At 53.5% G+C, this 24314-nt stretch carries 21 protein-coding genes and 1 pseudogene; 16 read left to right on the plus strand and 6 right to left on the minus strand.

Annotated features, from left to right (window positions below):
- Window positions 1–9: 9 nt before the first annotated feature.
- Both ACQ29O_RS09065 and ptsG read left to right on the plus strand, forming a co-directional pair.
- Window positions 10–807: a metal-dependent hydrolase gene (locus ACQ29O_RS09065; protein WP_000480268.1), complete on the plus strand. Its 798-nt coding sequence runs from the start codon at window positions 10–12 to the stop codon at window positions 805–807.
- Between the two features lie 294 nt (window positions 808–1101).
- A complete protein-coding gene (gene ptsG / locus ACQ29O_RS09070; RefSeq protein WP_000475700.1) occupies window positions 1102–2535 on the plus strand; it encodes a PTS glucose transporter subunit IIBC in 1434 nt (477 codons plus the stop codon).
- An 84-nt stretch (window positions 2536–2619) separates the two neighbouring features.
- Here the strand turns inward: ptsG and fhuE are convergent.
- Window positions 2620–4783: pseudogene (gene fhuE, locus ACQ29O_RS09075) on the minus strand (ferric-rhodotorulic acid/ferric-coprogen receptor FhuE).
- A gap of 341 nt (window positions 4784–5124) precedes the next feature.
- Between fhuE and hinT the strand changes: the two are divergent.
- The 8 genes from hinT to ACQ29O_RS09115 all read left to right on the plus strand — a co-directional run bounded on the left by hinT (window position 5125) and on the right by ACQ29O_RS09115 (window position 11198).
- Window positions 5125–5484, plus strand: a complete 360-nt coding sequence (gene hinT, locus ACQ29O_RS09080; protein WP_001532068.1) for a purine nucleoside phosphoramidase — start codon at window positions 5125–5127, stop codon at window positions 5482–5484.
- Window positions 5485–5486: 2 nt separating this feature from the next.
- Window positions 5487–5861, plus strand: a complete 375-nt coding sequence (locus ACQ29O_RS09085; protein WP_000589563.1) for a YcfL family protein — start codon at window positions 5487–5489, stop codon at window positions 5859–5861.
- Window positions 5862–5874: 13 nt separating this feature from the next.
- Window positions 5875–6513 (plus strand): penicillin-binding protein activator LpoB, encoded by a 639-nt coding sequence (gene lpoB, locus ACQ29O_RS09090; RefSeq protein WP_000164350.1) that lies wholly within the window; start codon window positions 5875–5877, stop codon window positions 6511–6513.
- The gene (gene thiK / locus ACQ29O_RS09095; protein ID WP_001257325.1) at window positions 6494–7318 is read left to right on the plus strand and encodes a thiamine kinase; all 825 of its coding nucleotides are present in this window, start codon (window positions 6494–6496) and stop codon (window positions 7316–7318) included. The genes lpoB and thiK overlap by 20 nt, the downstream gene beginning before the upstream one ends.
- A gap of 10 nt (window positions 7319–7328) precedes the next feature.
- The gene (gene nagZ / locus ACQ29O_RS09100) at window positions 7329–8354 is read left to right on the plus strand and encodes a beta-N-acetylhexosaminidase (RefSeq protein ID WP_000529340.1); all 1026 of its coding nucleotides are present in this window, start codon (window positions 7329–7331) and stop codon (window positions 8352–8354) included.
- Between the two features lie 24 nt (window positions 8355–8378).
- Window positions 8379–8921 (plus strand): alpha/beta hydrolase YcfP, encoded by a 543-nt coding sequence (gene ycfP / locus ACQ29O_RS09105; RefSeq protein WP_000587945.1) that lies wholly within the window; start codon window positions 8379–8381, stop codon window positions 8919–8921.
- A 254-nt stretch (window positions 8922–9175) separates the two neighbouring features.
- Window positions 9176–10480 carry an NADH-quinone dehydrogenase gene (ndh, locus tag ACQ29O_RS09110; protein ID WP_000211053.1) on the plus strand — a complete coding sequence of 435 codons (1305 nt, stop codon included), beginning with the start codon at window positions 9176–9178 and terminating at the stop codon, window positions 10478–10480.
- A 178-nt stretch (window positions 10481–10658) separates the two neighbouring features.
- A complete protein-coding gene (locus tag ACQ29O_RS09115) occupies window positions 10659–11198 on the plus strand; it encodes a glycine zipper 2TM domain-containing protein (RefSeq protein ID WP_001043452.1) in 540 nt (179 codons plus the stop codon).
- A 73-nt stretch (window positions 11199–11271) separates the two neighbouring features.
- Here ACQ29O_RS09115 and comR read toward each other — a convergent pair whose 3' ends face one another.
- Window positions 11272–11907, minus strand: coding sequence for a TetR family copper-responsive transcriptional repressor ComR (gene comR, locus ACQ29O_RS09120; RefSeq protein ID WP_000205982.1), 636 nt, complete (start codon window positions 11905–11907; stop codon window positions 11272–11274).
- Between the two features lie 241 nt (window positions 11908–12148).
- Between comR and bhsA the strand changes: the two genes are divergently transcribed.
- Window positions 12149–12406: a multiple stress resistance protein BhsA gene (gene bhsA, locus ACQ29O_RS09125; protein WP_000800134.1), complete on the plus strand. Its 258-nt coding sequence runs from the start codon at window positions 12149–12151 to the stop codon at window positions 12404–12406.
- 96 nt (window positions 12407–12502) lie between these two features.
- On the opposite strand, the gene ldtC is transcribed toward bhsA, so the two are convergent.
- On the minus strand, window positions 12503–13468 hold the full coding sequence (ldtC, locus tag ACQ29O_RS09130; RefSeq protein ID WP_000482961.1) for a L,D-transpeptidase LdtC: 966 nt from the start codon (window positions 13466–13468) through the stop codon (window positions 12503–12505).
- A 147-nt stretch (window positions 13469–13615) separates the two neighbouring features.
- Window positions 13616–17062: a transcription-repair coupling factor gene (gene mfd, locus ACQ29O_RS09135; protein WP_001114330.1), complete on the minus strand. Its 3447-nt coding sequence runs from the start codon at window positions 17060–17062 to the stop codon at window positions 13616–13618.
- Window positions 17063–17399: 337 nt separating this feature from the next.
- Here mfd and lolC point away from each other — a divergent pair, with 337 nt between their 5' ends.
- From lolC to cobB, 5 genes are read left to right on the plus strand one after another with little or no spacing between them, the layout of a single operon-like run.
- A complete protein-coding gene (gene lolC / locus ACQ29O_RS09140; protein ID WP_001532069.1) occupies window positions 17400–18599 on the plus strand; it encodes a lipoprotein-releasing ABC transporter permease subunit LolC in 1200 nt (399 codons plus the stop codon).
- A complete protein-coding gene (lolD, locus tag ACQ29O_RS09145) occupies window positions 18592–19293 on the plus strand; it encodes a lipoprotein-releasing ABC transporter ATP-binding protein LolD (protein ID WP_001033714.1) in 702 nt (233 codons plus the stop codon). The genes lolC and lolD overlap by 8 nt, the downstream gene beginning before the upstream one ends.
- On the plus strand, window positions 19293–20537 hold the full coding sequence (gene lolE / locus ACQ29O_RS09150) for a lipoprotein-releasing ABC transporter permease subunit LolE (protein ID WP_000168092.1): 1245 nt from the start codon (window positions 19293–19295) through the stop codon (window positions 20535–20537). The genes lolD and lolE overlap by 1 nt, the downstream gene beginning before the upstream one ends.
- Before the next feature lie 28 nt (window positions 20538–20565).
- The gene (nagK, locus tag ACQ29O_RS09155; RefSeq protein WP_000291334.1) at window positions 20566–21477 is read left to right on the plus strand and encodes an N-acetylglucosamine kinase; all 912 of its coding nucleotides are present in this window, start codon (window positions 20566–20568) and stop codon (window positions 21475–21477) included.
- Window positions 21478–21495: 18 nt separating this feature from the next.
- Window positions 21496–22317 carry a Sir2 family NAD+-dependent deacetylase gene (gene cobB / locus ACQ29O_RS09160; protein ID WP_001191856.1) on the plus strand — a complete coding sequence of 274 codons (822 nt, stop codon included), beginning with the start codon at window positions 21496–21498 and terminating at the stop codon, window positions 22315–22317.
- A gap of 81 nt (window positions 22318–22398) precedes the next feature.
- On the opposite strand, the gene potD is transcribed toward cobB, so the two are convergent.
- On the minus strand, window positions 22399–23445 hold the full coding sequence (gene potD / locus ACQ29O_RS09165; RefSeq protein WP_000759332.1) for a spermidine/putrescine ABC transporter substrate-binding protein PotD: 1047 nt from the start codon (window positions 23443–23445) through the stop codon (window positions 22399–22401).
- Window positions 23446–23469: 24 nt separating this feature from the next.
- Window positions 23470–24249, minus strand: a complete 780-nt coding sequence (potC, locus tag ACQ29O_RS09170) for a spermidine/putrescine ABC transporter permease PotC (RefSeq protein WP_000580299.1) — start codon at window positions 24247–24249, stop codon at window positions 23470–23472.
- Between the last annotated feature and the right edge of the window lie 65 nt (window positions 24250–24314).

The raw sequence follows: 24314 nt of genomic DNA on the forward strand, positions 1-24314 counted from the left end.
AGAGACATTATGTTTTTAGTCGACTCACACTGCCATCTTGATGGTCTGGATTATCAATCTTTGCATAAGGACGTGGACGATGTGCTGGCGAAAGCCGCCGCGCGCGATGTGAAGTTCTGTTTAGCGGTGGCGACGACGCTGCCGGGGTATCGCCATATGCGCGAGCTGGTGGGCAAGCGCGATAATGTGGTCTTTTCCTGCGGCGTGCATCCGTTAAATCAGGATGAAGCATATGACGTAGAAGAACTGCGCCTCCTTGCTGCAGAAGACGATGTGGTGGCGATGGGCGAGACCGGGCTTGATTACTTTTACACGCCTGAGACCAAAATCCGCCAGCAGGCGTCTTTTATTCATCATATCCAGATTGGCCGCGAATTGCATAAACCGGTGATTGTCCATACTCGCGACGCGCGTGCCGATACGCTGGCTATCCTGCGCGAAGAAAAAGTGACGGATTGCGGCGGCGTACTACACTGTTTTACAGAAGACAGAGAAACGGCCGGCAAATTGCTGGATCTGGGGTTTTATATCTCTTTTTCCGGCATCGTAACGTTCCGTAACGCTGAACAGTTGCGTGATGCGGCGCGCTATGTGCCGCTGGATCGGTTATTAGTCGAGACCGATTCTCCTTATCTGGCGCCGGTGCCGCATCGCGGTAAAGAGAACCAGCCTGCGATGGTACGCGACGTCGCAGAATATATGGCGGTATTGAAAGGGGTTGCCGTTGAAGAACTGGCGCAGATCACCACCGATAACTTTGCTCGCCTGTTCCATATTGACGCGTCTCGCCTGTCATCAATCCGTTAAACGAGTTTTTTTAAAGCTCGTAATTAATAAGCAAAGCGCGTAAAGTTCACCGCCACAAAAGGGGCGGTGAACGAGCTTGTGGAAACATTCGGAAACTCATTTTGGCAGAATGTGATACTTTTTAGGCTATCTGGCGCTGAAACGTGATAGCCGTCAAACAAAATCAGACGTATTTATTTTACTCTGTGTAATAAATAAAAGGGCACTTAGATGTCCTGTCCACGGCGGGGTTCTCCCCCCTCGCCAATGCGTGAGAACGTAGAAAAGCACAAATACTCAGGAGCACTCTCAATTATGTTTAAGAATGCATTTGCTAACCTGCAAAAGGTCGGTAAATCGCTGATGCTGCCGGTATCCGTACTCCCTATCGCAGGTATCCTGCTGGGTGTCGGTTCCGCTAACTTCAGCTGGCTGCCAGCCGTTGTATCGCACGTTATGGCAGAAGCGGGCGGATCTGTTTTTGCCAATATGCCGCTGATTTTCGCTATCGGCGTGGCGTTGGGCTTCACCAACAACGACGGCGTTTCGGCTCTGGCGGCGGTAGTAGCGTATGGCATCATGGTGAAAACCATGGCTGTGGTTGCGCCGCTGGTTCTGCATTTACCTGCTGAAGAGATCGCCGCTAAACACCTTGCTGATACGGGTGTTCTCGGGGGGATTATCTCCGGTGCGATCGCAGCGTATATGTTTAACCGCTTCTACCGTATCAAACTGCCTGAGTATCTGGGCTTCTTTGCGGGCAAACGCTTCGTGCCGATCATTTCGGGTCTGGCCGCTATTTTTACCGGTGTGGTGCTGTCTTTCGTATGGCCGCCAATCGGTACGGCTATCCAGGCGTTCTCGCAGTGGGCGGCTTATCAGAATCCGGTTGTCGCGTTTGGTATTTACGGTTTTATCGAGCGTTGCCTGGTGCCGTTTGGTCTGCATCATATCTGGAACGCTCCTTTCCAGATGCAGATCGGCGAATACACCAACGCAGCGGGTCAGGTATTCCACGGCGACATTCCGCGCTATATGGCGGGCGACCCGACGGCGGGTATGTTGTCTGGCGGCTTCCTGTTCAAAATGTACGGTCTGCCGGCTGCGGCCATTGCTATCTGGCACTCTGCTAAACCGGAAAACCGCGCAAAAGTGGGCGGTATCATGATTTCCGCCGCGCTGACCTCGTTTTTGACGGGTATTACCGAGCCTATCGAGTTCTCCTTCATGTTCGTGGCGCCGATCCTGTACATCATTCACGCGATTCTGGCAGGTCTGGCATTCCCGATCTGTATCCTGCTGGGGATGCGTGACGGTACGTCGTTCTCCCACGGTCTGATCGACTTTATCGTGCTGTCCGGTAACAGCAGCAAATTGTGGCTGTTCCCGATTGTTGGTGCCGGTTATGCGATTGTGTACTACACCGTGTTCCGTGTGCTGATCAAAGCGCTGGATCTGAAAACGCCGGGTCGTGAAGACACTACTGATGACGCAAAAGCGGGCGCGACCAGCGAAATGGCGCCGGCTTTGGTTGCGGCGTTTGGCGGTAAAGAGAACATCACTAACCTGGATGCCTGTATCACGCGTCTGCGCGTGAGCGTAGCCGATGTAGCGAAAGTGGATCAGGCTGGCCTGAAGAAACTGGGTGCGGCAGGCGTTGTCGTCGCGGGTTCCGGCGTTCAGGCTATTTTCGGTACGAAATCCGATAACCTGAAAACGGAAATGGATGAGTACATCCGTAACAGCTAAGCAGTAATGATGTTGGGGAGAAAAAAGGCAGCCATTCGGCTGCCTTTTTTAATGGCGCTTTACATGCCGCTCTCCGACAGTCTGTCAGAACTGATAATTGGCGGTGAGGCTGACGTTACGCGGCGCGCCGTAAACAATGGAACCATCAATATTGGTGTCGTAGGTTTTATCAAACAGGTTGTTGATGTTTCCCTGTACGGAGAAATTTTTCGTCACCTGATAGCGGGTAAACAGATCGACCAGCGCATAGCTGCCCTGTTCGGCGCGGAAAGTGCCGTACGGCGTCGTGGTATCTTTGTAAACCCGATTCTGCCAGTTCACGCCGCCGCCGACCGTCAGCTCCGGTATCGCCGGCAGACGATAGCGGGTGAATAACTTCACGCTGGTGCGCGGGAGATTAGGGTTCACGGCGTTACCTTCATTGTCCTCGGCAACATACCGGGTAGCCCCGAAAGTCATCTGCCAGTTATCGGTAATTGCGCCGTTCACTTCAAATTCGACGCCTTTGCTCACCGTTCCGTCAGTAGACTTCCAGGCAAACTCCCCATTACTGCCAGGGATGGGAATAGTGGTTGCCTGAGCGACGTTATTCTGCTCAATGCGGAACACGGACAACGTGGTGGTGAGGCGACTGTTCATCCAGTCGGACTTCAGACCCGCTTCATAGTTATTACCGGTAATCGGAGCCAGATATTGACCCGCTTTGTCGCGTTTATTCTGCGGCTGAAAGATAGAGGTATAACTGGCATAAGCGGACCAGTTGTCGTTGATATCATAAATCAGCCCGGCATACGGCGTGGTATGGTTTTTCTCCATGCTGTAGGTCAGTGTATCAACACGCCAGTTGGTATAACGAGCGCCGAGAATCAGATGCAGCGGGTCGGCCAGCGAAATGCGCGTAGTGGCATACAGCGATTTCATATGCGTGGTATCGTCCTGCGCCAGATTTTGTGGCGCCCAGTGGGTTTGGGGGAAATTACCGTTAAAGGCGCTGAAGTTGCCAATGTCGTCCGGAAAGACGTTCGCCCAGGCGCTAAAATAGCGGTTATTCTGTTTACTATAACTGCCGCCAAACATCATATTGTGCTGACGGCCAAACAGCTCATAAGCGCCATCGGCAAAGAGATCTATGGCATCTACTTTGCGCTTGCCGCTGTTCCAGCCCGTACCGCCGACCACGGGGTAGCTTGCGCCATAAGGACTCACCAGCGTACCTGTCTCTTTATCGACTAACGCATCGATATACATCATTTTACTGTCGAATTTGACCTCAGTATGGGTCGCATTCAGGGTCGCCTGCCAGCTTTCGGCAAAACGCTGTTTAAGCGTGACGAAGAATTTATTTATCTCTTTGTTGTTATAAGCCCAGTCCGGGGCGGTACTACGCGCGCGGTCATAGCTATTTTTGCTGCCATCGGTGTTCCAGCGCGGCAGACCGCCCCAGGTTGGGCTGTTGACATCAATTTTTTGATATTCATAACCGGCTGAAAGGTTGGTGGTTGTACCCAGATCGGCATCGACAATTCCGGAAAAGAACGCTTTCTCACTGTTATAGCGGTCCAGCCAGGAATCATTATTCTGATAACCCGCCACGATGCGCCCACGGACATTGCCGTCCGCGGTGAGCGGACTTTGCGTAACGCTGCTTATTCCAGCTACCGTATTCTGTGGAAACGTTACCTTTGAACTCCCGACTGGTGGCGTGTTTACGGATCATATTAATTGAGGCCGAAGGATTACCGGTCCCGGTCATCAGCCCATTCGCGCCGCGAACCACCTCCACGCGCTCATACAGCGCGGTATCCGTTAGCGCATCGCCCAGATTCCAGCGGGACTCAAAATACGTTGGAATACCGTCAACCATATAGTTGTCAATTTCAAACCCGCGCGAGTAATAGCTGATGCGATCGGAGTCAGCCTGGCTTCCGCTGATCCCTAGCGTATTGGTCATCACTTCGCCCAGGGTTTGCAACTGCTGGTCTTCCATACGCTGCTGGCTGACAATACTGACCGACTGCGGGATATCGCGCTGAGTCATCGGCATTTTGGTGCCCGCTGCGGTCGTTTTCACGCTGTAATCCTGTTCTTCGCGGTTTACGGCGTCAGCGGTCGTCGCGCCTTCGACAATAACGGTATCCTCAGCCGCGAAGGCGGCAGGCATAAATGCCATCGCCATACCCATAGCTAACAGCGACGGTGCGGCGGTGGACGGAAGGTGTTTGTCCCGGCGGTATTGAATGAAAGACATCTGAAAATCCTTGCTTGTTATTGGGGTAAGTTCAGGACGTATGACGTTGAACCTTTTCATTCTTTGCTAGTTAATGTGTATAAAAATGCAAATGAGAAATATACGCATTTGTATTAAATGTGTAAAACGGTATAACCAGGGAAACTAGAAATATTTTTTAAGCGTACAAAGGCGTCATGGCAGGGGGATATGGCGGTAAGTCCAGCATGTAGTCATTTTTCGCTTAATATATCGTGGGTTAAAGTTGAAAGAGCGTCGGTAACTCGCTCATACTCTATACTCGCAGTATGGCTCGGCGTAGCATGTGCGCTGCAAGGGCTATTATGAAAAAGGAAAACGTCGTGGCAGAAGAAACTATATTCAGCAAAATTATTCGTCGTGAAATCCCTTCGGATATCGTTTATCAGGATGAGCTGGTCACCGCCTTTCGTGATATTTCACCGCAGGCGCCGACGCATATCTTGATTATTCCCAATATCCTGATCCCAACCGTCAATGACGTGACGGCGGAACATGAACAGGCGTTAGGTCGGATGATCACCGTGGCGGCGAAAATCGCCGAACAGGAAGGCATTGCCGAAGATGGGTATCGTTTAATCATGAATACCAACCGTCATGGGGGCCAGGAGGTTTATCATATCCATATGCACCTACTGGGCGGCCGCCCGCTAGGCCCGATGCTGGCGCATAAAGGCTTGTAAGTATGATCAAAGGATGCATCGCGGTTTCTCTGGGCTTGCTGCTGCTTACCGGCTGCCGGTCACACCCTGAAATTCCGGTAAGCGACGCGCAGTCGCTGGTGATGGAGTCCACGGTTCTGGCGGCGGGCGTCACCGCAGAGCCGCCTGAACTGACGGCGTCTGATATCCAGCCATCAGCCTCTTCCCGCGTCTATAACGAAAGGCAAGAGCCCATAACCGTTCATTATCGGTTTTACTGGTATGACGCGCGGGGGCTGGAGATGCATCCGCTGGAGGCGCCGCGTAGCGTAACCATACCCGCGCGTTCGTCGGTAACGCTATTTGGCAGCGCCAATTATCTGGGGGCGCATAAGGTCAGGCTTTATCTTTATTTGTGAGGAGTGAATTTTGATGACAAAAATGCATCGCTACGCCGCCATTGCTGCGCTGGCGATATTTCTCTCCGGGTGTATGGCGCAACGTCAACCTGCGCCAGTTGAAGAGGTAAAACCAGCGCCAGAACAACCCGCGCAGCCACCGCAACCTCCTGTTGTGCCGTCTGTGCCAACCATTCTACAGCAACCGGGGCCGATCGAACATGAAGATCAAACGGGCCAGCCAGCGCCTAAGGTGCGCCACTATGACTGGAACGGCGCGATGCAACCGCTGGTCAGCAAAATGTTGCAGGCTGATGGCGTGACGGCCGGAAGCGTATTGCTTGTCGACAGCGTGAATAACCGGACGAATGGGTCGTTAAATGCGAACGAGGCAACGGAAACGTTACGTAATGCGCTGGCGAACAACGGTAAATTTACGCTGGTCTCCGTACAGCAACTCTCGATGGCAAAACAGCAGTTAGGGTTGTCTCCGCAGGATAGTCTGGGAACGCGCAGTAAAGCTATTGGCATTGCGCGCAATGTCGGGGCGCAATATGTACTTTACTCCAGCGCATCCGGTAACGTTAACGCGCCTGCATTACAGATGCAGTTAATGCTGGTGCAAATGGGCGAGATAATCTGGTCAGGTAAAGGTGCGGTCCAACAACAATAATCCCTTAACGCGCGACGAGATCCTGTCGCGCTATTTTCCCCAGTATCGTCCCGCCGTCGCCGCATCGCAGGGGCTAAGCGGCGGGAGCTGTATTATTGCCCACGATACTCACCGTATCGTGCTGCGCCGTCATCACGACCCCGACGCTCCACCAGCCCATTTTTTACGTCATTACCGCGCCTTATCCCAATTGCCGGCCAGTCTTGCGCCGCGAGCGCTTTTTTATACGCCGGGCTGGATGGCGGTAGAATATCTGCATGGTGTGGTAAATTCCGCTCTGCCAGATGCCGACGAACTGGCGGCCTTACTGTATCATTTGCATCAACAGCCGCGTTTTGGCTGGCGTATCGCGCTATCGCCACTATTGGCGCAGTACTGGTCGTGTTGCGATCCGGCGAGGCGTACGCCGTTTTGGTTGCGGCGGCTCAAACAGTTGCAAAAAAACGGTGAACCTCGCCCGCTGCGGCTCGCGCCTTTGCATATGGATGTCCATGGCGACAATATAGTATTAACGTCCGCCGGGTTGAGACTGATTGACTGGGAGTATGCCGGCGACGGCGATATTGCGTTGGAGCTGGCGGCAGTATGGGTTGAGGATGAACGCCAGCACCGACAACTGGCAGACGCGTATGCAGCGTGCGCGCGAATCGACGCCCGGCAGCTATGGCGACAGATACGATTATGGCACCCCTGGGTCATTATGCTAAAAGCAGGGTGGTTCGAATACCGCTGGCGACAAACTGGCGAGCAACAATTTATCAGGCTGGCCGATGAAACCTGGCGCCAGCTACGTATGAAAGGATAAGGAGAGCAGTGTGGGCCCAGTAATGTTGAATGTCGAAGGATGTGAGCTGGATGCGGAGGAGCGCGAGATACTGGCGCATCCGCTGGTTGGCGGGCTTATTCTGTTCACGCGTAATTACCATGACCCGGAACAGCTGCGCGAATTAGTGCGCCAGATTCGGGCGGCATCGCGTAACCATCTGGTGGTGGCCGTCGATCAGGAAGGCGGGCGCGTACAGCGTTTCCGTGAAGGGTTTACCCGCCTGCCCGCGGCGCAATCTTTTTTTGCGCTGCATGGGCTGGAAGAGGGGGGGCGACTGGCGCAGGAGGCTGGGTGGCTGATGGCCAGCGAAATGATCGCGATGGATATTGATATCAGTTTTGCGCCAGTGCTGGACGTCGGGCATATCAGCGCGGCAATTGGCGAGCGTTCTTATCATGCCGATCCCGCAAAAGCGTTGGCAATGGCAACACGCTTTATTGACGGTATGCATGACGCCGGGATGAAAACGACCGGTAAGCATTTCCCCGGCCACGGCGCGGTCACGGCGGACTCCCACAAAGAGACGCCGTGCGATCCACGTCCTGAAACGGACATCCGTGGCAAAGATATGTCGGTGTTCCGCACGCTGATTAGCGAGAATAAACTGGATGCGATTATGCCTGCGCACGTGATCTACCGCGCTATCGATCCGCGTCCGGCAAGCGGTTCGCCGTACTGGCTGAAAACGGTGCTGCGTCAGGAGTTAGGCTTTGATGGCGTCATTTTCTCCGACGATCTGTCGATGGAGGGCGCGGCGATTATGGGCAGCTATGCTGAGCGCGCTCAGGCGTCGCTGGATGCGGGTTGCGATATGATTCTGGTCTGCAATAATCGTAAAGGCGCAGTCAGCGTGCTGGATAATCTGTCGCCGATCAAAGCAGAACGTGTTACACGTTTGTATCATAAAGGTTCATTTTCACGCCGGGAGCTCATGGACTCAGCACGCTGGAAAACAGCCAGCGCCCAGCTCAACCAGTTACATGAACGCTGGCAGGAAGAAAAAGCAGGTCATTAACTCGAGTTTTCGTGAGGGTGCCAGATGATTATTTATTTACACGGTTTTGATTCAAATAGTCCGGGCAACCATGAAAAAGTGTTGCAATTACAGTTTATCGACCCGGATGTTCGGCTGGTAAGCTACAGTACGCGGCATCCTAAGCACGATATGCAGCATCTGCTGAAAGAAGTGGACAAAATGTTGCAGTTGAATGTGGACGAGCGCCCTTTAATCTGTGGCGTGGGGCTGGGCGGTTACTGGGCGGAGCGGATTGGCTTTTTGTGCGATATCCGTCAGGTGGTTTTTAACCCGAACCTGTTCCCCTATGAAAACATGGAGGGGAAAATCGATCGCCCGGAAGAATATGCGGACATCGCTACAAAGTGCGTGACCAACTTTCGCGAAAAAAATCGCGATCGCTGTCTGGTGATCCTCTCGCGTCATGACGAAGCGCTGGACAGCCAACGCTCAGCGCAAGCGCTTCACCCGTATTATGAAATTGTGTGGGATGAGGAACAGACTCACAAATTCAAAAATATTTCGCCGCATTTGCAACGTATCAAAGCGTTTAAAACGCTGGGATAACGCCATCCGGCAATATGGCGTTATCAGTGACCGGATAACCAGCCTTGCGGCTGGTTTTTTTATGCTCAATTCTCGCAAACTGTCTATCTTTTCAGCATGAAAACTTGATGCACATCAATTTTGGTATGACCAATGCACCGTTCATGCTATTCTCATATCAGAAGCTTATTCTCATTAACGTAACTTGTTGTTAATTAAAGGCTATACTAATAACTTTTAATTAACAATTGGTTAATAAATTTAAGGGGGTCACGTTGACTACACCATTAAAAAAGATCGTGATTGTCGGCGGCGGCGCTGGCGGGCTGGAAATGGCGACGCAGTTAGGCCATAAACTGGGGCGCAAGAAAAAAGCGAAAATCACGCTGGTAGACAGAAATCACAGCCATCTGTGGAAACCATTGCTGCACGAAGTGGCGACTGGCTCTCTGGACGAAGGCGTGGATGCGCTGAGCTATCTGGCTCATGCGCGTAATCATGGTTTCCAGTTCCAGCTGGGGTCGGTGATGGATATCGATCGCGAAGCGAAGACCATCACCATTGCCGAGTTGCGTGATGAAAAGGGCGAACTGCTGGTGCCGGAGCGCAAAATCGCGTATGACACGCTGGTGATGGCGCTGGGCAGCACCTCTAATGATTTCAACACGCCGGGCGTGAAAGAGCACTGTATCTTCCTCGATAACCCGCATCAGGCGCGCCGTTTTCACCAGGAGATGCTGAACCTGTTCCTCAAGTATTCGGCTAATCTGGGCGCGAACGGTAAGGTCAATATCGCCATCGTTGGCGGCGGTGCGACGGGGGTTGAGCTGTCGGCTGAACTGCATAATGCGGTAAAACAGCTGCATAGCTATGGTTATAAGGGGCTGACCAACGACGCGCTGAACGTGACGTTGGTTGAGGCTGGCGAGCGTATTCTGCCTGCGTTGCCGCCGCGTATCTCCAGCGCCGCGCATAATGAACTGACCAAACTGGGCGTTCGCGTGCTGACGCAAACTATGGTCACCAGCGCCGACGAAGGCGGTCTGCATACGAAAGAAGGTGAATATATTCAGGCCGATCTGATGGTGTGGGCGGCGGGTATCAAAGCGCCAGATTTTATGAAAGAGATTGGTGGTCTGGAAACGAACCGCATTAACCAACTGGTGGTGGAACCGACGCTGCAAACCACGCGCGATCCTGATATTTATGCGATTGGCGACTGCGCTTCCTGCGCACGTCCGGAGGGAGGTTTTGTGCCGCCTCGCGCTCAGGCGGCGCATCAGATGGCTACCTGCGCGATGAATAACATTCTGGCGCAGATGAATGGCAAACCGCTGAAAGCTTACCAGTATAAAGATCATGGATCGCTGGTCTCTCTGTCCAACTTCTCTACCGTGGGTAGTCTGATGGGGAACCTGACCCGCGGTTCAATGATGATTGAAGGACGTATCGCCCGCTTCGTGTATATCTCGCTATACCGTATGCACCAGATAGCGCTGCATGGATACTTTAAAACCGGCCTGATGATGCTGGTGGGCAGTATTAACCGCGTCATTCGTCCGCGTCTGAAACTGCATTAATTTCTCTGCGCCTCACCGGCTGCTCGCGCCGGTGAGCGCTTCTCCATCTCTTGCTTCGGAGTTGTCCGAATCCTTCAGCTTTACCGCCTCATCCCGCATTTTTCATCCTCATTCCGATTGGCTTTGTTCGCATACTGGTTGCAAAATTGTTACCAATAGCAACGAAGGAGGAGCTCCCGTGAATAAATCAATGTTGGCGGGTATAGGGATTGGCGTAGCGGCTGCGCTGGGTGTGGCGGCAGTGGCCAGTCTCAACGTATTTGATCGTAGTCCGCAATATGCGCAGGTGATATCGGCTAAACCGATTAAAGAGACGGTAAAAACGCCGCGTCAGGAGTGCCGTAATGTCACGGTCACGCATCGCAGACCGGTTCAGGACGAAAACCGTATTGCCGGCTCGGTGCTTGGCGCAGTAGCAGGCGGCGTGATTGGACATCAATTTGGCGGCGGTCGTGGTAAAGATGTGGCGACGGTCGTCGGGGCGCTGGGCGGCGGTTATGCTGGCAATCAAATCCAGGGGTCAATGCAGGAAAGTGATACTTACACTACCACGCAGCAACGCTGTAAGACGGTGTATGACAAATCTGAAAAGATGCTTGGCTACGACGTGACCTACAAAATTGGCGATCAGCAGGGCAAAATCCGCATGGATAAAGACCCCGGAACGCAAATTCCCCTCGACGGCAATGGCCAACTGGTTCTGAATAACAAAGCATAAAAAAGCTGTACTCTGCAAGTTAGCCCCTCATTCGCTCAGGCTGAGGGGCTTTTTTTATCCGAAGCCGCGTCGTTCAGGACTTAAGTAGTTCAGGCCAGATGCGCAGAGTCGTACGCATAATTTGCATCAGTTGTTCGAAGGTGGCTCCTTCACGGGCGCTGATCGACATTCCCTGTAAAATACAGTTTATATATTCCGCGAGCGCCTGCGGGTTACAGTGCGCCGGAATTTCACCGCGCTCCTGACGTTGGCGCAGAAACTGGATGAGCGTCTGTTCCTGCATGGCGTGGCGTGATTTTACCGTGCGGGCGATATCGCGCGAGGAGGCGGCGAGGGTGGCGGACGTATTAATCATAAAGCAGCCAGCCGGCGTGTCTGTACTGGTAAAGCAGGCGGCAATTTCTGTGAAGTAATCTTCCAGCGCCGATTCCACGCTTTTCTCTTCACAAAAGAGCTGGGCTTCGTGCTTTGAGGCAAAGCGAGTGATGTAGCGATCCAGGACAGCGCGAAATAATCCTTCTTTATTAGTGAATTCCGCATAGAGAGTAGGCGCTTTCGCCCCGGTAGCCTCTACGAGATCGGCAAGCGAAGTTGCTTCATAGCCGTGCTGCCAGAAGAGAGTCATGGCCTTATCAAGCGCGGCTTCCCTGTCGAACACTTTTGGTCGGCCACGGCTTTTCTTCGCGCAACTCGTGGTATCCGTTGTCATGATGCCGTTGTACCTGTTTAAAGAGCGGTCTCTCTATTATAAAAACAAACCACTTCTGGCTCCAGAGTATTCATTAGAAAAATAAATCAATTCTATTCACATGAAAAATAACATCTTTATAAATTATATAACGATCATTATAAAAAGAAGTTGACGTGTGATGTAGATCACATCTATGATTAATTTATCGATCGTTAAGTTAATGCTTACGACACCCATTCATCTGCTAAAGGTCATCACTATGAAAAACGTAAAAAACCTCATCGCTGCTGCCGTACTGAGTTCGCTCTCATTCGCCAGCTTCGCCGCCGTTGAAGTTCAGGCAACGCCAGAAGGTCAACAGAAGTTCGGTACCATTTCCGCGAATGGCGGCACGAATCTGGGCTCGCTGGAAGATCAGCTGGCGCAAAAAGCGCAGGAGATGGGGGCGAAGTCTTTCCGTATTACCTCTGTTACCGGCCCGAATACCCTTCACGGTACGGCGGTAATCTATAAGTAAGCATTAACCCTCATTAATGCCGCTGCGATTGCCACAATAAAAAAAGAAAGCCTCGCGATGCATCGCGAGGCTTTTTTGTCGGTCAGCTATTCACGTTTACAGCGACTGCGGTTTCGCCTCTGCTTGACGGGTTACATCCACCGGCATTCCGGAACGCACTTCCATAACATGTTCCATCACCGCAGCATCGGTCTGCGGCGCGTCCTTAAAGGCCTGCATCGGGCCATTCAGCACAATCGGCAGCACCTGCGGATCGTCGCCTATATTTTTAGACAGCGGCTGATGAACTTCCACCAGTCGCACGCCGCCTGGCTCCACCGAGGCTTTAATCGGCGTATTGATAATATTCACTTTGGTTCCCGGCGTGACCTGACGGAACAATGTCTCTATATCACCGTCGCGCAGACGGATACAGCCGGAACTGACGCGCATACCAATGCCAAAATCGGCATTCGTGCCATGTAACAGATAGACGCCGCCGTAGGCCGCTAAACGAATCGCGTGATGCCCCATTGGGTTATCGGGACCGGCAGGCACCACGGCGGGGAGATCGATGCCTTGCGCTTTATAACGTGCGCGAATATTGGCGGTCGGCGTCCAGGTTGGATTGGCGCGTTTATCCGAAATGGTCGTCACCATCGTTGGCGTCAGGGTATCGCCGCCCAGTTGGCCAATCCCGATAGGGTAGACCGTGACCGTATTTTTCCCCGGTTGATAATAGTAAAGCCGTAATTCCGCGAGGTTAATGACAATCCCTTCACGTGGCGCGTCCGGTAGCAGCGTTTGCAGCGGAATCGTCAGCACGCTGCCTGCGCGTGGCACGTAAGGATCAATGCCGGGGTTGGCCTGTAACAGGGCTAAAAAGCCCACGTTATATTTTTTGGCGATCGCCTCCAGCGAGCCGCCGTCGTCTTCAACGACATGGAATTTATTTTCTCCCACCAGTCGACTGCCGGGGGGCGGAAGAGGCCACGTATTCGCCTGCGCGGGAAGGGCAAGCATGATGGTCGCGGTAAGCGCAAACAACGCCCACCAGCGAGAGAGTCGCGTATTGTTGAACATTATAATAAGCCCATGATTATTATGTGGTTATTTTTATAAAAGAGGAAATAAGAATTATGGCGGTTGGCTGTGTCTGGAACTGCAGGGAAGTGCAAAGAATTTGTAAAGATTAGGCCGGACGCAGAGTAATGACGCCCGGCCTGACGCTTATGCAATAGCGTTTTCTTCCAGTTGCTGCATAAACTGGCGTACCCAGTCTATACGCGTTTTACGTTCGCTTAAATCCTGAATAAACTTGAGGCGCGTCGGGCCATCCAGACGGAAATGCTGCGGCTGTTTTTGCAGCAACCCGATAAGCCAGGCGGGGTCAACGTGGTTTTTCTCGGCGAACTCAATCGTTCCGCCTTTCTCGTTACCCTCCAGTTTTCGGATGCCGAGCTTTTGCGCCTGTTGGCGCAGGCGGGCGATATCCAGCAGATTACGCGCCGGATCGGGCAGCAGGCCGAAGCGGTCGATCAATTCCACTTTGATCTCCTCCAGCTCGTTTTCGTTCTTCGCGCTGGCAATGCGTTTATAGAATGACAGCCGGGTATTAACATCCGGAATAAAATCATCTGGCAGCAACGACGGCATTCGCAGCTCGACTTCCGTTTGCTGACTGGTGAGATCTTCCAGCGAGGGTTCGCGGCCTGCTTTCAGCGCATCGACGGCGTTTTCCAGCAGTTCCATGTAGAGTGAGAAGCCAATGGTTTCCATTGAGCCGCTTTGCTCTTCGCCAAGCAGTTCGCCCGCGCCGCGGATCTCCAGGTCGTGGGTCGCCAGCGCAAACCCGGCGCCTAAATCCTCCAGCGACGCAATCGCCTCCAGCCGTTTTTGCGCATCGGTGGTCATGGCCTTAGGATGTGGCGTCAACAGCCAGGCGTAGGCCTGGTGGTGCGAGCGCCCAACGCGGCCACGCAGCTGGTGCAACTGCGCGAGGCCGAAATGATCCGCGCGTTCAATGATGATCGTGTTAGCGGTGGGAATGTCGATCCCCGTTTCGATAATGGTAGTACACACCAGCACGTTAAAACGTTGATGGTGGAAATCGTTCATGACCCGTTCCAGCTCACGTTCACGCATCTGCCCGTGGCCTATAGCGATTCGCGCTTCCGGTACCAGTTCCGCCAGCCGCTCTGCGGCTTTCTGAATATTTTCGACGTCATTGTACAAATAGTAAACCTGACCGCCGCGCAGGGTTTCACGCAGAATCGCTTCCCTTACTACCAGGCTATCATACTCGCGAACAAAGGTTTTTACCGCCAGACGACGGGCAGGGGGAGTGGCGATAATGGAGAGATCGCGCATACCGCTCATCGCCATATTCAGCGTCCGCGGGATCGGCGTCGCCGTGAGCGTCAGAATATCGACATCGGCGCGCATCGCCTTAATTCGCTCTTTGTGGCGCACGCCGAAACGGTGCTCTTCATCGACAATCAGCAGGCCCAGGTCGCGCAGCTTCACATCGCTTTGTAGCAGTTTATGCGTACCGATCAGAATATCGATCTTACCCTCGGCGGCTTCCGCCAGGATTTGTGTCTGCTCTTTGGCGCTGCGAAAGCGGGACAGAATCTCAATGCGTACCGGCCAGTTGGCGAAACGGTCGCGGAAGTTATCATAGTGTTGCTGCGCCAGCAGCGTGGTTGGCACCAGTACCGCTACTTGTTTATGGTTTTCCACTGCCAGGAACGCGGCGCGCATCGCCACTTCGGTTTTGCCGAAGCCGACGTCGCCGCACACCAGCCTGTCCATCGCCAGCGGTTGGCACATATCGCTCAATACGGCGTTAATCGCCTGTGCCTGATCGGGCGTCGTTTCAAACGGGAAGCTGTCGCAGAATAACTGATACTGCTCACGATCATGCTTAAAGGCAAACCCCTCTTTTGCCGCCCGTTGCGCATAAATATCCAACAGTTCCGCTGCGACATCGCGCACTTTTTCCGCCGCTTTCTGCCGGGCGCGCGACCAGGCGTCGCCGCCCAGTTTATGCAGCGGCGCACTTTCTTCCGCGCCGCCGGCATAGCGGCTAATCAGATGCAATGAGGAGACCGGCACATACAGTTTGGCGTCATTGGCGTAGGTGAGCATCAGATACTCACCCTTGATGCCGCCAGCCTCCAGAGTGGTCATGCCGGCATAGCGTCCGACGCCGTGCTCCAGATGCACTACCGGCTGACCGACGTGGAGCTCCGCCAGGTTACGAATCAACGTATCCGGGTTGATCGTGCGGCGGGAATCCAGGCGGCGACGCGCCACCCGCTCACCCAAAAGATCGCTTTCACAAATCAGCGCCAGATTGCGTTGGGTGTCGATAAAGCCATGTTCTGCGGCGCCAATCATCAGATAGCGTCCCGCATCCTGCGCCTCGTCCTGGCGTAATATCCGCTTCGGCGCGATTTTTATGCGAGCCAGGAGCTCTCCCAGCGCTTCGCGGCGTCCTTCGCTTTCCACAGAAAAAATCACCGGGCCGCTGAAAGATTCGAGGAACTTACGCAGCGCGTCCAGCGGCGCTTTCTGCTGTGCCTGGATAGCCAAATCCGGTAATTTCTGGAAACCAAGATTGGTATTGGCGGCTTTTTCCGGCAGATGGTCGGTTTTAAGCTGGAGGCGAGGCCAGCGTTTAAGCTCGGAAAAGAGCTCATCTACCCGTAGCCAGAGGGCTTCCGGCGGCAAAAGCGGGCGCATAGGATCGACGCCGCGATTTTCAAAACGCGCCAGCGTATCGGCCTGAAAGCGTTCGGCGCTGGTTTCCAGCGAGCCAGTATTCACCACCAGAGTATTGGCGGGGAAATAGCTAAATAATGGCGGTAACGGTTCGCTGAAAAAGAGCGGCTGCCAGTATTCGATCCCGGCGGGCAAGGTGCCTTTGCTGACCTGCTGATAGATGTGTTCGGCGTCGCGTTTTACCTCAAAGGTATCGCGCCACTGGCTACGGAAAAGCTCAATAGCGGCTTTGTCGGTAGGAAATTCGTGCGCGGGCAACAAATTGATGGCCTCGACCTCCTCCAGCGTACGCTGGGTATCCGCGTCAAACAGACGCAGGCTGTCGATTTCATCATCAAAAAAGTCGAGGCGATAAGGCTGTTCGCTGCCCATCGGAAAGAGATCCAACAGCGCGCCGCGCGTCGCGTATTCGCCATGCTCCATCACCTGATCGACATGCCGATAACCGGCGCTGTCAAGCTGCGCGCGCAGAGCGTCGCGGGACAGCCGCTGGCCTTTTTTCATCACCAGCGCATGACCATGCAGATAGCTATGCGGACAAACGCGCTGCATCAGGGTGTTTACCGGTACAATCAAGACGCCGCGCTGCATCGACGGCAACTGGTAGAGCGTGGACAGGCGCGAAGAGATAATTTCCTGATGCGGGGAGAAGCTGTCATACGGTAGCGTTTCCCAGTCCGCCAGGTTCATCACCATCTGATCGGTAAACTGGCGGATTTCATCATGCAATCGCAGAGCATTTTGCATGTCAGGCGCTATGAGTACCACCGGACCGGCATGGCGTTCGGCTATCTCCGCCACCAGCGTAGCGCAGGCGGCACCGGTAAGTTCGCCCAACTGGCGCTGATCGCCCGCTTTTGTCGGCAGCGTGTAACGTTGTTTTTCAGGCATAACGGTTGTCAGTATCTCTTTTTGTTTTACGCCGCACTCTACGCGTCACCCTTCAGGCTGCTTCATGGTTGGCTGCGCGCCGGGACAGCATGAAGGACTCAGGTATTCAGGGGCATATGACTGATAAGCAATGTTCTTTATTATCCGCGATCGTTGTTTATTAGCAAATTGAATCCGCCGGATAACGCGCCGAACAGGTAAAGTATGAACATGTAAGTGACTTGATTTGTCGGCCTTTTTCAGAATAACGCTGACGAACTCTTACGGTTCAGACATTTACGCATTCCGCTTTCGCTTATATACTCGGGACTTTGCTAACAGCAACCAGACGGATTACATGTATCAACCTGTCGCTCTATTCATCGGCCTGCGTTACATGCGCGGGCGTGCAGCAGATCGCTTCGGTCGCTTCGTTTCCTGGCTTTCCACTATCGGCATTACCCTGGGGGTGATGGCGCTGGTCACGGTATTGTCGGTGATGAACGGTTTTGAGCGCGAACTGCAAAATAACATTCTTGGTTTGATGCCTCAGGCCATCCTCTCTGCTGAACATGGTTCTCTTAACCCGAGTCAGATGCCGGAAAAAGCGGTGAATCTGCAAGGCGTTAACCGTATTGCGCCGCTGACGACGGGCGATGTCGTACTGCAAAGCGCGCGTAGCGTTGCGGTTGGCGTGATGTTGGGTATCGATCCGGCGCAAAAAGATCCGTTAACGCCGTATCTGGTCAATGTGAAGCAAAGCGAATTACAGCCGGGTAAGTATAATGTCATCCTCGGCGAGCAGCTCGCCGGACAGTTAGGGGTCAACCGTGGCGATCAGATTCGGCTAATGGTGCCATCTGCCAGCCAGTTTACGCCAATGGGACGCCTGCCCAGCCAGCGTCTGTTTACGGTGATTGGCACATTTGCCGCCAATAGCGAGGTCGATGGCTATGAAATGCTGGTCAATATTCAGGACGCGTCGCGTTTAATGCGCTATCCGGCAGGCAATATTACCGGCTGGCGTCTGTGGCTGGATGAACCGCTGCAAGTCGATACCCTCAGTCAACAGACGCTGCCGCAAGGCACGAAGTGGCAGGACTGGCGCGAACGCAAAGGCGAGTTGTTCCAGGCTGTGCGCATGGAAAAGAACATGATGGGATTGTTGCTGAGTCTCATCGTGGCAGTCGCGGCTTTTAACATTATTACTTCGTTGGGCCTGATGGTCATGGAGAAGCAGGGCGAAGTGGCGATTTTACAAACTCAAGGGCTGACGCCGCGACAAATTATGATGGTCTTTATGGTGCAGGGCGCCAGCGCCGGGATTATCGGCGCGCTGTTGGGCGCCGCGCTGGGCGCATTGCTTGCCAGCCAACTGAATAACCTGATGCCGATCATCGGCGCGTTTCTGGATGGCGCTGCGTTGCCCGTGGCGATAGAGCCGTTACAGGTGATCGTTATCGCTCTGGTGGCAATGGCCATCGCGCTGCTTTCTACGCTTTATCCTTCCTGGCGCGCTGCCGCCACTCAACCCGCTGAGGCTTTACGTTATGAATAAGATCCTGTTGCAATGCGACAACCTGTGCAAACGCTATCAGGAAGGCACCGTACAAACCGACGTGTTGCACGATGTCAGCTTCAGTATCGGCGAAGGCGAAATGATGGCGATCGTCGGCAGTTCCGGTTCGGGTAAAAGTACGTTGCTGCATCTGTTAGGCGGGCTGGATACGCCCACCTCCGGTGATGTGATTTTTAGCGGCCAGCCGATGAGCAAACTCTCTTCTGCGGCAAAAGCGGAATTACGTAACCAGAAACTGGGGTTTATCTATCAGTTTCATCATCTCCTGCCGGATTTTACGGCGCTGGAAAACGTGGCGATGCCATTATTGATTGGCAAAAAGAAACCGGCGGAGATTGACGCTCGGGCGCGAGAAATGCTGCACGCCGTAGGGCTGGAGCATCGCGCAACCCATCGACCTTCGGAACTTTCCGGCGGTGAGCGCCAGCGTGTCGCGATAGCGCGCGCGTTGGTGAATAACCCGCGTCTGGTACTGGCGGATGAGCCGACCGGTAATCTGGATGCGCGTAATGCCGACAGTATTTTTGAGCTTCTGGGCGAGTTAAATCGTCTGCAGGGAACCGCGTTTCTGGTGGTGACTCACGATTTGCAACTGGCGAAACGTATGAGCCGCCAGCTTGAGATGCGCGATGGCCGCCTGACGGCGGAACTGAGCCTGATGGGGGCGGAGTAATGGCGTCGCCTTTATCATTGTTAATTGGCTTGCGCTTCAGCCGTGGGCGGCGGCGCGGCGGTATGGTTTCGCTCATTTCCGTCATTTCTACCATCGGTATCGCGCTGGGCGTGGCGGTATTGATTGTCGGTTTAAGCGCGATGAACGGTTTCGAACGCGAGTTGAATAACCGTATTCTGGCGGTGGTTCCGCACGGGGAGATTGAAGCGGTCAATCAGCCGTGGACCAACTGGCGTGAAGCGCTGGCAAAAGTGCAGAAGGTGCCGGGCATTGCCGCCGCCGCGCCGTATATCAATTTTACCGGCCTGGTAGAGAGCGGGGCGAATTTGCGCGCCATTCAGGTTAAAGGCGTCGACCCTAAGCAAGAGCAGCAGCTTAGCGCGTTACCGTCATTTGTGCAAAATCACGCCTGGGATCATTTCAAAGCGGGCGAACAGCAGATCATTATCGGCAAAGGCGTCGCCGATGCGCTGAACGTGAAACAGGGCGACTGGGTGTCCATCATGATCCCCAATGCGAATGCCGACCATAAGCTGCTCCAGCCCAAACGCGTGCGTTTGCATGTCATCGGGATTCTGCAACTGAGCGGCCAGCTCGATCACAGCTTCGCCATGATCCCGCTTGAGGATGCGCAGCAGTATCTGGATATGGGGTCCAGCGTTTCCGGTATCGCGCTTAAAGTCCACGACGTGTTTAATGCGAACAAACTGGTGCGTGACGCGGGTGAAGTGACTAACAGCTATGTCTACATTAAGAGCTGGATCGGCACCTACGGCTATATGTATCGCGATATCCAGATGATTCGCGCCATTATGTATCTGGCGATGATTCTGGTGATCGGCGTGGCCTGTTTTAATATCGTTTCCACCTTAGTGATGGCGGTAAAAGACAAAAGCGGCGACATTGCGGTATTAAGAACGCTGGGGGCGAAAGATGGTTTGATTCGTGCCATTTTCGTCTGGTACGGGCTACTGGCGGGCTTGCTGGGCAGCTTGATTGGCGTGGCGATCGGCGTTGTCGTTTCGCTTCAGCTTACCGCCATTATTAATGGGATTGAAAAGGAGATCGGGCATCAGTTTTTGTCCGGCGATATCTATTTTATCGACTTCCTGCCATCCGAATTACATTGGCTGGACGTTGTTTACGTACTGGTCACGGCGTTGTTGTTAAGCTTACTGGCGAGCTGGTATCCGGCGCGGCGGGCGAGCAACATTGACCCTGCGCGAGTATTGAGCGGGCAGTAATCGCGGAATATAAAAACAAGGAGCGGTGATGTATTACGGGTTTGACATTGGCGGAACAAAGATTGCGTTAGGCGTATTTGACTCAACGCGGCGGCTGCAGTGGGAAAAACGGGTTCCCACGCCCCATACCAGCTATAGCGCCTTTTTAGACGCCGTATGCGAACTGGTCGCGGAAGCCGACCAGCGATTTGGCGTAAAAGGGTCGGTAGGGATTGGCATACCCGGTATGCCGGAAACCGAAGACGGCACGCTGTACGCCGCGAATGTCCCGGCAGCCAGCGGTAAGCCGTTGCGCGCCGATCTCAGCGCCCGACTGGATCGCGATGTGCGTCTGGACAATGACGCTAACTGTTTTGCCTTGTCCGAAGCCTGGGATAATGAATTCACGCAATATCCTTTGGTTATGGGGCTTATCCTCGGCACCGGCGTCGGCGGTGGCCTGGTGCTAAACGGGAAGCCGATTACCGGTCAGAGCTATATCACCGGCGAGTTTGGTCATATGCGTTTGCCGGTTGACGCGCTAACGTTGATGGGGTTTGATTTTCCTCTCCGCCGTTGTGGATGCGGTCAGATGGGCTGCATTGAGAATTATCTGTCCGGGCGCGGGTTTGCGTGGCTATATCAGCATTATTATGATCAATCGCTGCAGGCGCCGGAGATTATCGCGTTGTGGGAGCAGGGCGATGAGCAGGCGCACGCGCATGTTGAGCGCTATCTGGATTTACTGGCGGTTTGTCTGGGGAATATACTGACGATTGTCGATCCCGATTTATTGGTGATCGGCGGCGGACTATCGAACTTTACGGCAATAACAACGCAACTGGCGGAAAGACTGCCGCGCCATCTCCTCCCTGTTGCCCGCGCGCCGCGCATTGAGCGTGCGCGGCATGGGGATGCAGGTGGGATGCGCGGTGCTGCTTTTTTACATCTTACCGACTAATCAAAAAAAGAGGTTGTTATGCAGTCGCGTCGGTTTCATCGATTAAGCCGCTTTCGTAAAAATAAACGTCTGTTGCGTGAACGTCTGCGCCAGCGGATCTTTTTCAGAGACAGAGTGGTGCCGGAAATGATGGAAAACCCAAGAGTATTAGTCCTTACAGGTGCAGGAATTTCTGCAGAGTCTGGTATTCGTACGTTTCGCGCGGCGGATGGCCTTTGGGAAGAGCATCGGGTTGAAGACGTGGCAACGCCGGAAGGATTCGCCCGTAATCCGGGGCTGGTGCAGACATTTTATAATGCCCGCCGTCAGCAGCTTCAACAGCCGGAAATACAACCCAATGCGGCGCATCTGGCGTTAGCGAAGCTTGAAGAAGCGCTTGGCGATCGCTTTTTGCTGGTGACGCAAAACATCGACAATTTGCATGAACGCGCGGGCAATCGCAACATCATTCATATGCATGGCGAGCTGTTGAAGGTGCGCTGTTCGCAAAGCGGCCAAATTCTGGAATGGAACGGCGATGTGATGCCGGAAGATAAATGTCACTGCTGCCAGTTCCCGGCGCCGCTACGTCCGCACGTGGTGTGGTTTGGCGAGATGCCGCTTGGCATGGATGAAATTTATATGGCGCTGTCGATGGCGGATATTTTTATCGCCATTGGCACATCCGGTCATGTCTATCCGGCTGCGGGGTTTGTGCATGAAGCAAAACTGCACGGCGCACATACGGTGGAACTGAATCTTGAGCCAAGCCAGGTCGGCAGCGAGTTTGAAGAGAAGCACTACGGCCCGGCAAGCCAGGTTGTGCCGGAATTTGTTGATAAATTCCTGAAAGGGCTGTAGTGCTGTTTGCCCGGTAACGCCTTATCCGGCCTACATTTCACGTTACGTTCATCTGTAGGCCCGACAGGCGCTTTGGCTGAATTAGCGTCCTGCTTTTAGCTTCTGATAATACTCTTCATAAATGGCGCTGGCGTCGCCGACATCGTTTTGCCACTCGCCTTTGCTGATGGTTTGCGCATCCGGATAGAGCGACTTATCATTGGCGACCTCCGGGCTTAACAGCTTACGCGCCGCCAGGTTGGGGGTAGGGTAGCCGATGGTTTCTGCCACCTCTTTCGCGACGTCAGGACGCAGCAGGAAGTTGATTAGCTTCAGCGCGCCCTCTTTATTTTTCGCGTTTGCCGGAATAGCCAGGCTATCCATCCAGAAAATACCGCCTTCTTTCGGCCAGACGACCTCCAGCGGCGTGCCAGCCTGACGAGCAACGAAGGCCGAACCGTTCCACACCATCCCCAGATTGACTTCCCCTTCCATATACGGATTCGCCGGATTATCGGAGTTGAAGGCCGCTACGTTCGGCATCAGTTTTTTCAACTCTTCATATGCCGCTTCGATCTCTTTCGGATCGGTAGTGTTACCGGAATAACCTAGCTTGCGCAGCGCCATCTGGAAGACTTCTCGCGCATCGTCGGTTAAAAGCAGGCTGTTTTTATATTCCGGTTTCCACAAGTCAGCCCAGCTGGTAATGGTTTTTGGATCGATAGCATCGCTGTTCACGCCAATCGCCGTTGCGCCCCAGATATACGGAACAGAATAATCGTTGTTGGGGTCAAACGGTTTGTTGAGCATTTCCGGATCGAGGTTGTGTAAATTGGTTAATTTCGACTTATCGATCTTCTGGATCATGCCTTCTTTGCGCATTTTGTCGACATAGTATGTAGAAGGAACAACCAGGTCATACGCGCCATCTTTATAGGTTTTGAGTTTGGCATACATGGTTTCGTTCGACTCGTAGGTCGAATAAATCACCTTAATGCCTGTCTCTTTAGTGAACTGTTCCAGCAGGCCCGGCGGTACATACTCAGTCCAGTTATAGAAATAGAGCGTGTCGTTGTCGGAGGCATGAGCGGCACTCATACCCAGCGCCAGGGCGCCCGCCGCGAGCAGGTGGCGTGACCATTTTTTCATTTAACGTCCCCTGAATTACGGGCCTTATCGGCCCTTGGTTTTATCACGAGCAATAAGCTGGCTGGCAATGACCATTACCAGAGACAGCACCAATAAAACGGTCGCCAGCGCGTTCACTTCTGGTGAAACGCCGACTTTTACCATGGAATAAATCTTTAAGGGTAAAATTTCATAGCCCGGCCCGGTGACAAACGACGAGACCACTACATCGTCCATCGACAACGTAAAGCTCAGCAACCAGCCCGCCGCCACCGCCGGCATCGCCAGCGGCAGAATGATTTTGCGTAAAATCGTTACCTCACTGGCCCCCAGGTCTTTTGCGGCTTCCAGCATTCTGACATCAAAGCCTTTCAGGCGCGAATAGACCGTGACGACCACAAACGGCAGGCTAAAGGTGATGTGCGAGAACAGCAACGACCAAAAGCCCAGTTGAATGCCGAGTAACATAAACAGCACCAGCAGGGAGATCGCCATCACGATATCCGGCGACATCATTACTACAAACAGCATCCCGCTGACGAATGGCTTCCCGCGAAAGCGGTAGCGATAAAGCGCCACCGCGGTTAACGAGCCAATCAACGTGGCGAAGGTCGCTGAAAAAATCGCCATCGTCAGTGAATGTTGAGCGGCCTGCAACAGACTGTCGTTATTGACCAGGAGTTCGTACCATTTAGTGGTAAAGCCCTGCCAGTTAATGCCGAACCGCGAACTGTTGAAGGAGTTCACGATCAGAATAATGATGGGAATATACAGATACGCATAGATGGCAGTCATGAAACCGCCACGGAGCAGCCGACCGATCATTCAAGTTCCACCTTCTTATTCAGAGGATGGGGTGCTTTTAGAGTATTGAAAATGATCAATTTTTT

This window comes from Salmonella sp. GDC200615 (genome assembly GCF_050574145.1).
GTDB classification, from domain to species: domain Bacteria; phylum Pseudomonadota; class Gammaproteobacteria; order Enterobacterales; family Enterobacteriaceae; genus Salmonella; species Salmonella enterica.